Genomic DNA, 7313 nt, shown 5'->3' on the forward strand with positions numbered 1-7313 from the left:
ACTATCTTTTTGTTTTTCTTAGTAATTTTGCGAGAGTCGTTTTATGAGTACAGGCCTGTACAGACCTGATGATGTGCGCGATAACTGTGGCTTTGGCCTGATTGCCCATATGCAGGGCACCGCCAGTCACAAATTATTGCAAACAGCCATCGAATCACTGACGTGTATGACCCATCGGGGCGGTATCGCTGCGGATGGTAAAACCGGTGATGGCTGCGGCTTGCTGCTGAAAAAGCCAGATGGATTTTTACGCTCTGTAGCACGCAAGGATTGTGGCGCTGAGTTGACGGCAACATATGGTGTGGGTCAAATTTTCTTGAGTTGCGACCCGCAGCGCGCGCAGACTGCCCGCGCCGCATTTGAAGCCGTGTTGCTCAACAATGGCCTGCAGCCCGCAGGTTGGCGCGAAGTACCCGTAGATCCATCGGTATGTGGTGAAATTGCCTTAGCGAGTTTGCCCCGTATCGAGCAGGTTTTTATCAATGTTGAGGGTATGGATGCTCAGCAATTGCGGACTTGCTTATTTGTGGTGCGTCGTCAGGCCGAGATTGCCATCGCGGATGACCCTGATTTTTATATCAGCAGCTTATCCAGCGACGTCATCTCCTATAAAGGCTTGGTGATGCCGGTAGATTTGCCGAAGTTTTACCTCGACCTAGCGAACCCTGAGCTTGAAACGGCAATTTGCGTCTTCCACCAGCGTTTCTCAACTAATACCAGCCCACGTTGGCCCTTGGCTCAGCCTTTCCGCATGCTGGCCCACAATGGTGAGATTAATACTATTGAAGGTAACCGCAATTGGGCTGAGGCGCGCACGGGCAATTTCAGCAGTCCCTTATTGCCTGATGTGACGGAGCTGATGCCACTGGTCAATCGCACTGGTTCAGACTCTTCAAGCCTTGATAATATGCTTGAACTGCTCGTTGCTGGTGGCATGGACTTGTTCCGTGCCGTGCGCATGCTTGTTCCTCCAGCGTGGCAAAATATTGAACACATGGATGCCGATTTAAAAGCATTCTATGAATACAACTCCATGCATATGGAACCGTGGGACGGCCCCGCCGGTCTTGTACTCACTGATGGTCGTTATGCAGTGTGTATGCTTGATCGCAACGGCTTGCGCCCCTCACGCTGGGTAATCACTAAAGACGGTTTCATTACCGTGGCGTCAGAAATTGGCACCTATGGTTATCAGCCAGACGACGTTGTCGCCAAGGGACGCGTTGGCCCCGGTCAAATTTTGGTTGTTGACACCGAAACTGGCGAGCTGCTTCACACGGAAGAAGTCGATAATCGCCTAAAGTCAGCACACCCCTATAAGCAGTGGCTGAGGGAAAACGGCAATCGGCTTCAAGATCAGTTGGGCCAAGGTAATCGTCCAGCACTGCCCGAGGGTGATACCCTCGTCGCCTTGCAAAAGTATTTCCAGGTCAGCTTTGAAGAGCGCGAGCAGGTATTGTCTGCCTTAGCCGATAGCGGCAATGAAGCCGTAGGCTCCATGGGTGACGATACCCCTATGGCGGTGCTGAGTTCTCAGCAGCGCTCGCTATATGACTATTTCCGTCAGAAGTTTGCGCAAGTTACCAATCCGCCAATCGACCCACTGCGTGAATCGATTGTAATGAGTTTGGAGACGCTGCTCGGCGCTGAGCAAAATGTTTTTGAACAGACAGCTGATCACGCCGACCGCTTAATTTTAACCAGTCCGGTATTGTCGCCGGATAAGTTTGACCGGCTAATGCACGTCGATTCGCCACGATATCCCCTAGCGCGGATTGAACTGGCTTATGACCCTGCGCTGACATCATTGCGAGATGCGGTAACCGCGGTGGCCGAGGCTGCAGAAGCGGCGGTGCGCAGTGGTAAAGTTATTTTGCTGCTCAGTGATCGTGCGGTAGAACCGGGTATGTTGGTGGTTCACAGCTTGCTGGCAACAGGTGCTGTGCATCACCACTTAATTAAGCAAGGTTTGCGCTGCGATGCCAATATCGTGGTAGAGACCGGCAGTGGCCGTGATTCTCATCAAATGGCCTGCTTGTTTGGTTTTGGTGCGACAGCGGTCTACCCCTATATGGCCTTCGCTGTCATCAGCGATATGCTAGAAAGCGGCGAAATTCTTGGCGACGAGCAAACTGCGCATACCAATTACTGCAAGGGCATTAATAAAGGTCTGCTCAAGATTATGTCCAAAATGGGCATTTCAACGATTGCATCTTATCGTGGCGCTCAGTTGTTTGAGGCCATCGGTTTAGCTGATGAGATCGTTGATACCTGCTTTAAAGGCGTTGCCAGCCGTATCGCTGGCGCCGGATTTGAACAATTGCAGCGTGACCAAGAAGCTTTGGCAACCATCGCGTGGTTGCCACGCAAACCACTCGATCAGGGCGGTTTGCTGAAGTATGTACATGGCAAGGAATACCACGCGTTTAACCCCGATGTGGTAATGACACTGCAAGACGCCGTAAAAAGCGGTGATTACGCGGTGTGGAAGAAGTATTCCAATCTCGTCAATAATCGGCCGGTTGCCACATTGCGGGACTTGCTGGGTATAAAAGCGGATGTAAAAGCGATTCCGTTGGACGAAGTCGAGCCTATTGAAAGTGTATTGAGCCGCTTTGACTCTGCCGGTATGTCCTTGGGTGCACTGAGCCCAGAGGCTCACGAAGCTTTAGCAACGGCGATGAACCGCTTAGGCGGTCGCTCTAACTCTGGCGAAGGCGGCGAAGACCCCGCGCGCTACGGGACTGAGCGAGTATCTAAAATTAAGCAGGTGGCTTCTGGTCGCTTTGGCGTTACGCCGCACTACTTGGTGAACGCCGAAGTTCTCCAGATAAAGGTTGCTCAGGGCGCCAAGCCAGGTGAAGGTGGCCAGCTGCCTGGTGGTAAAGTTAACGCCCTGATCGCGCGTCTGCGTTATGCAGTGCCCGGTGTTACCTTGATTTCGCCGCCGCCTCATCACGATATTTATTCTATTGAAGATTTAGCGCAGCTTATTTTTGATCTTAAACAGGTCAATCCAAGTGCGTTGGTGTCGGTTAAATTGGTATCTGAGCCCGGTGTTGGCACTATTGCCGCGGGTGTGGCGAAAGCCTATGCCGATTTGATTACCATCTCCGGCTACGATGGTGGTACGGCAGCGAGCCCGATCACCTCGATTCGCTATGCAGGTTCGCCTTGGGAGCTCGGTTTATCTGAGGCCCAACAAACTCTGCGCGGCAATGGCTTGCGTGGCAAGGTGCGGGTACAGACTGATGGCGGCTTAAAAACCGGCCTCGACGTCGTGAAAGCGGCCATGCTCGGCGCCGAGAGTTTCGGTTTTGGTACCACTCCGATGGTGGCGCTGGGCTGTAAATATCTGCGTATCTGCCATTTGAATAACTGCGCGACGGGTGTGGCAACACAGGACGAGCGCCTGCGTGACGAGCATTTCATCGGTACTGTGGAAATGGTGATGAACTTCTTCACCTTTATCGCCATGGAAACCCGAGAGTGGATGGCCAGCATGGGCATTCGCTCCATGGCTGAACTGATTGGCCGCACTGATTTAATGGAGCAGAAGCAGGGGCAGACCGAGAATCACGGTTTACTCGACTTGGCACCGATCTTGTACAAAGATCCAGCAATGGCGGGTCAGCCCGAATTCTGTGAAGTGGACTTAAACGCCCCCTTCGATAAGGGCGAAAAGGCCGAGATCATGGTTGCCGCGGCGCTGGCTGCGATTGAAGCCAAAACCGGCATCACCTTGGATTTTACCGTTACTAACTGTGACCGCTCTATTGGTGCGCGCCTATCTGGTGAAATTGCCAAGCGTTACGGCAATCTCGGTATGGATGACGCGCCAGTGACCTTGAATTTGAAAGGTACTGCGGGCCAGAGCTTTGGCGTGTGGAATGCTGGTGGCTTGAACATGTATTTGGAAGGCGATGCCAACGACTATGTCGGTAAAGGCATGGCCGGCGGTAAATTGGTTATTTACCCGCCCAAGGGCAGTGTATTTGCGAGTCAAGATACGTCTATTGTGGGTAATACCTGTTTGTACGGTGCTACTGGCGGTAAATTGTTTGCAGCGGGGACCGCTGGTGAGCGCTTTGGCGTACGTAACTCTGGCGCCCATGCGGTGGTTGAGGGGGCCGGCGATCACTGCTGTGAGTATATGACTGGTGGTAATGTGACCGTATTGGGGCCCACTGGGGTCAACTTCGGTGCGGGTATGACGGGCGGTTTCGCCTATGTGCTCGATGAAGCCAACCGCTTCGTTGACCGCTATAACAGTGAGTTAGTTGAAATGTGTCGGATCACCTCCGAGTCTATGGAGGCCTATCGGGCGCACCTGCGCGGCAATATTCAAGAGTTTGTGACTGAAACCGGATCGGCGTGGGGACAGCATATACTTGATAATTTTGACGACTACATCGGTAAGTTCTGGATGATTAAGCCCAAGGCGGCGAGCCTCAGCCGTTTGCTTGACTCCACCAGAAGACGTCCGGAATAAGCTAGCCGAGTAGCGATGAGGTAAATCGAAAATGGCAGAACGTTTACAGAATACATTCCAGTTTCTTGATGTTGGTCGTCAGGATCCCGGTAAAAAAGACATGGTGCAGCGTAAGACTGCGTTTGTTGAAATTTACGAACCTTATAAAGAAGAGGACGTAAAACAGCAGTCGCACCGGTGCCTGAGCTGTGGCAACCCCTATTGTGAGTGGAAATGCCCAGTTCACAACTATATTCCGAACTGGCTAAAGCTGGTTACAGAAGGCAATTTGTTTGAGGCGGCGGAACTAAGCCACCAGACCAATAGCTTGCCGGAAGTCTGTGGTCGCGTTTGCCCACAGGATCGCCTGTGCGAGGGTGCATGTACCCTAAACGACGGTTTCGGCGCGGTAACAATCGGTTCTACTGAAAAGTACATAACTGATACGGCATTGGCCATGGGCTGGCGCCCAGATATGTCGAAGCGGGTGTGGACCGATAAGAAAGTTGCTGTAATTGGCTCCGGCCCTGCCGGTATCGGCTGCGCCGATGTCCTCGTGCGTGCCGGTGTTAAGCCCGTAGTATTTGACCGCTACCCAGAAATTGGCGGTCTGCTGACCTTTGGTATTCCCGAGTTCAAACTAGAGAAGTCCGTTATCCAGCGCCGTCGCAAAGTGCTTGAAGAAATGGGTGTGGAATTCCGAGTAAACGTTGATATCGGCGTTGATATCAGTCTGGAAACCTTGCTTGAAGAATACGACGCTGTGTTTCTTGGCATGGGTACTTATAAGTACATGAAAGGCGGTTTCCCCGGTGAAGATTTACCGGGTGTTTACGATGCTCTGCCGTTCCTAGTATCCAATGTAAATCGCAATATGGGCTGGGAAAAAAATCCAGCTGACTTTATCGACGTGAAAGGCAAACGGGTAGTGGTTTTAGGTGGTGGTGACACCGCGATGGACTGCAATCGCACCTCAATTCGTCAGGGCGCGGAAAGCGTGGTTTGCGCTTACCGCCGCGACGAAGAAAATATGCCCGGCTCACGTAAAGAAGTACAAAACGCCGGAGAAGAGGGCGTGCAGTTCTTCTTTAATCGCCAGCCTATCGCCATCGTTGGTGATGCCCACGTCGAAGGTATCAAGGTTGTAAGTACCCAGCTCGGCGAAGCCGACGAAAATGGTCGCCGGCGCCCCGAAGTGATTCCGGGCAGTGAAGAAGTGATTCCCGCAGATGTGGTTTTGGTTGCTTTTGGCTTCCAGCCGAATCCGCCGTCTTGGCTACAAGACGCTGGGGTTACCGTGAATAGCTGGGGCGGTATCGACGCCGCCGAGCAGCAAACCTATAAGTTCCAAACCAGCAATCCAAAGATATTTGCTGGCGGTGATATGGTTCGTGGCTCTGATCTAGTGGTTACCGCTGTCTGGGAAGGCCGCCAAGCTGCTGAAGGCATATTGGATTATTTACAAGTCTGAGGTCTGAGGTCGGAGGTCAGGCGCAAATGCGTCAGACACCTGACTTCCGACGCCCGACTAAAGGTTTATTATGACTGAACTGAAAAACGATACCTTCCTCCGCGCGCTGCAGCGCGAGCCTGTAGAATACACGCCGGTTTGGATGATGCGCCAAGCTGGCCGTTATCTCCCAGAATACCGTGCTACTCGTGGCAAGGCCGGCGATTTTATGTCGCTGTGCATGAACCCCGAGTTGGCCTGCGAAGTGACTTTGCAGCCGCTAGAGCGCTACCCCTTAGATGCTGCGATTCTGTTTTCAGATATTTTGACTATTCCCGACGCAATGGGTTTGGGCCTGTATTTTGAAACAGGCGAAGGTCCGCGCTTTAAGAAAACTGTGCGTACTATGGCGGATGTTGAGGCTTTACCGGTTGTCGATGGCGAGAATGACCTCACTTACGTCTGCGATGCGGTGCGCACTATCCGTCGAGAGTTAAATGGCCGGGTGCCCTTGATTGGTTTTTCTGGCAGCCCATGGACTTTAGCGACATATATGGTTGAGGGCGGCGGTTCGAAAGATCACGCGCGTTGCAAGGCCTTGGCTTTTGATCAGCCGGAACTAATGCACGCGCTGCTCGATAAATTGGCGAGAAGTGTCACGGCGTATTTGAACGATCAAATTCGTGCTGGCGCACAAGCAGTGCAAATTTTTGATACCTGGGGCGGCGCCCTAAGTCACAATGCCTACCAAGAGTTCAGCCTGCATTATATGCAGCGCATTGTTGATGGCCTGATTAAAGAAAATGACGGTCGCAAAGTACCTGTTATTTTATTTACTAAAAACGGCGGTCAGTGGCTGGAATTGATGGCGGCAACCGGCGCTTCAGCTTTGGGATTGGACTGGACAACTGATATTGGCGCTGCTCGGGCTCGCGTAGGTGATAAGGTTGCTTTGCAGGGGAATATGGACCCGTCAATGCTACGAGCGTCACCGGCGAGGATTCGCGAAGAAGTGGCAACGATTTTAGCGCGTTATGGCACTGGCCCCGGCCACGTGTTTAATTTAGGTCACGGTATTACCCCGGAAGTCGACCCAGCACATGCTGGCGCGTTTATCGAATGTGTGCGGGAGTTGTCGGCGCCGTATCACAAATAACAATTAATTATTGTCACATACGAAAAAAGGCGGAATATCCCGCCTTTTTTCCTTGTAAAACTAGGTTCTTATTCTTTAAGGCATAACCTCCACACAGTTTTTCCACTTGTTTTGCATAGTGATATACCACTGCGGCGCACCATTGCACGTTCCAGAGAACTCGAGCTCTGGGTAGTGAGCAGTCACACGGTTGAGTATGCCGTGATCTTTTTCATTGATATCAATGATCAGTAAGT

The 7313-nt window shown here is 52.1% G+C and carries 3 protein-coding genes; all 3 read left to right on the top strand.

Features of this window, described 5'->3' with window-relative positions:
• Nucleotides 1–43: 43 nt before the first annotated feature.
• The 3 genes from gltB to hemE all read left to right on the top strand — a co-directional run bounded on the left by gltB (nucleotide 44) and on the right by hemE (nucleotide 7077).
• Nucleotides 44–4492, top strand: coding sequence for a glutamate synthase large subunit (gene gltB / locus ABYT30_RS13075; RefSeq protein WP_373083662.1), 4449 nt, complete (start codon nucleotides 44–46; stop codon nucleotides 4490–4492).
• Nucleotides 4493–4523: 31 nt separating this feature from the next.
• Nucleotides 4524–5942, top strand: a complete 1419-nt coding sequence (locus tag ABYT30_RS13080) for an FAD-dependent oxidoreductase (protein WP_373096886.1) — start codon at nucleotides 4524–4526, stop codon at nucleotides 5940–5942.
• Nucleotides 5943–6012: 70 nt separating this feature from the next.
• Complete coding sequence (gene hemE, locus ABYT30_RS13085; RefSeq protein WP_373096888.1) at nucleotides 6013–7077, top strand: uroporphyrinogen decarboxylase; 1065 nt, start codon at nucleotides 6013–6015, stop codon at nucleotides 7075–7077.
• The last annotated feature ends 236 nt before the right edge of the window (nucleotides 7078–7313 follow it).

The organism is Zhongshania sp., assembly GCF_041623545.1.
Taxonomy (GTDB): domain Bacteria; phylum Pseudomonadota; class Gammaproteobacteria; order Pseudomonadales; family Spongiibacteraceae; genus Spongiibacter.

Coding starts and splice junctions, on each gene's coding strand:
- ABYT30_RS13080 (WP_373096886.1), top strand. CDS start 4,524: ATGGCAGAACGTTTACAGAATACATTCCAGTTTCTTGATGTTGGTCGT.
- hemE (WP_373096888.1), top strand. CDS start 6,013: ATGACTGAACTGAAAAACGATACCTTCCTCCGCGCGCTGCAGCGCGAG.
- gltB (WP_373083662.1), top strand. CDS start 44: ATGAGTACAGGCCTGTACAGACCTGATGATGTGCGCGATAACTGTGGC.